Origin of the sequence: Kitasatospora sp. NPDC048296, from assembly GCF_043201815.1 — a bacterium.
GTDB lineage: Bacteria > Actinomycetota > Actinomycetes > Streptomycetales > Streptomycetaceae > Kitasatospora.
This window is the reverse complement of record NZ_JBICZB010000200.1, coordinates 1-1747: the sequence shown is the minus strand read 5'-3', so window position 1 is coordinate 1747 and position 1747 is coordinate 1. Positions and strand designations below refer to the sequence as shown.

The following is a 1747-nucleotide window of genomic DNA, read 5'->3' as shown; positions in this document are numbered from 1 at the left end:
CCACGGCCGGAGACTGGCGGTTCGCCTCCGAGCAGGTCGTGGACAACCTGGAGATCGGCCGCCTGGCCACGGGCGCGGACAGCGGCCGGCTGGCCGGCCTGTTCGCCGCCATGCCGCCGGACCTCCCCGATCCGGCCCAGGCCCTGGTCGCCGCGGCCTGTGCCCTCGCCCGGGGCGACCGCACAGCCGGCCGCGACGGTCTGCGGCGCGCCGACGAGCACCTGGGCCGGCAGCAGGGGGCGACCGGCCCGATGGTGCGGTTCAGCCGGGTCCTGCTGGAACTGCTCGTCGACCGGCTGACCGGTGACGCCGCAGCGGCGCAGACCGCTGCGCGAGAGGCCCTGTCCCGGCTGGACCTGGTACCACCACAACTGCTCGGCGAGCACCCGGAGATCCCCGCACTGCTGCTCACCAGCTTCGGCTCCGCCCAACTGAGCGCCGGACACCTCGACGCCGCCGAGACCACGCTCGCCCAGGCCGTGGAGATGTGCGGCAGGCCGGGCACCGAGCAGCCGCAGGCGGACTCCCTGGTCCGTCTCGCCCTGATCGACCTCCACCGGGGACACCTCCGGCGAGCCGAGCAACGCGCCCGCCGGGCACTCGCCGTCGCGGAGCGCGCCGGCCCACCGCCCGCCCGCCGAACCACGCTGGCACGCCTGGTGGTGGCGGCCATCGCCGTCGAGCGAAACGACCCGACGGTCACGCAGCCCCAGCGCGACCTCGCGACCGTCTCGGTGGAGCCGGGTGAAGACCTCGTCGCGAAGGTGGCGACCGCCGTCATCCGGTCTCGGCTCGCGGCGGCCCAAGGGGACTGGAAGACCGCGGTCACGGTGCTCCACACGGTCCGTCCTCCGACGGACACACCAGGCCCGTCCGGCTGGCCCGCTGACCAGTTGGCCATCGCGGAGTCCGCCGCGGACCTGGCACACGGCGACGCGGCAGCAGCCGTGGCCGTGCTCGATGCGGCCGACTCGAACCGCCCGGAGCACCGGGAGGCCCTGGTCCACGCGCTCCTCGCGACGGACCAGGAACAGCGCGCGGCGGACCTGCTCGCGGCACTGCCGATGCCGTCGCGCGGTGCTCCCCGAAGCCGCGCGCACATCTGCCTGCTGCGAGCACAGGCCAAGGCCAGGGCCGGTGACACGGCCGCGGAGCGGCGCCTCCTGGCACAGGCCCTGGAGCTCGCGCGGCCGGAACTGCTGAGGCGGCTCTTCGTCGAAGCGGGCCCCTGGGTCCGCCGCTCGCTGCGCCGCGATCCCGAACTCGCCCTGGCCCATAGCTGGTTGACCGACCTGCCGACCTGCGCCGCCGATGCCGCCGCCGACACGGCGGACCAGGCTCCGCCTCGTGTGGCGCTGAGTGCGCGCGAACGCGACGTCCTGCTCCAGGCGGCGCAGTGGCTGTCCACCGAGGAGATCGCGACCGAACTGCACATATCCGCCAATACGGTCAAGACGCACTTGAAGAGCATCTACCGCAAGCTCTCCGCGAGCCGAAGGGCCGAAGCAGTGCGCCGGGCACAGCAGCTGCACCTGCTCTGACCCGCCGGTCGACACCGCTCGTCCCTCCCGTCGTGTCCACGAGACCGTGACGACTGCGCCGGTCGACCTGCGCCCGGCCTCGCACCGCGCCCACCCCGGGCGCAGGCTGGGAGGAGCAGCCCTGGGTCCGGCGGACGGCGGGAGTCGGCGATGGACACGACGCGACTGGCGGCCGGCGAGACCGGCGCGTGGGTGGTGACGCACCC

Annotated in this window: 1 protein-coding gene; it reads left to right on the top strand. The window is 74.5% G+C overall.

What is annotated here, in order from left to right; genetic code table 11:
* Positions 1-1541, top strand: a 1541-nt coding sequence (locus ACGF12_RS38455; RefSeq protein WP_393041274.1) for a LuxR C-terminal-related transcriptional regulator, incomplete at its 5' end; no start/stop codon positions are given.
* Between the last annotated feature and the right edge of the window lie 206 nt (positions 1542-1747).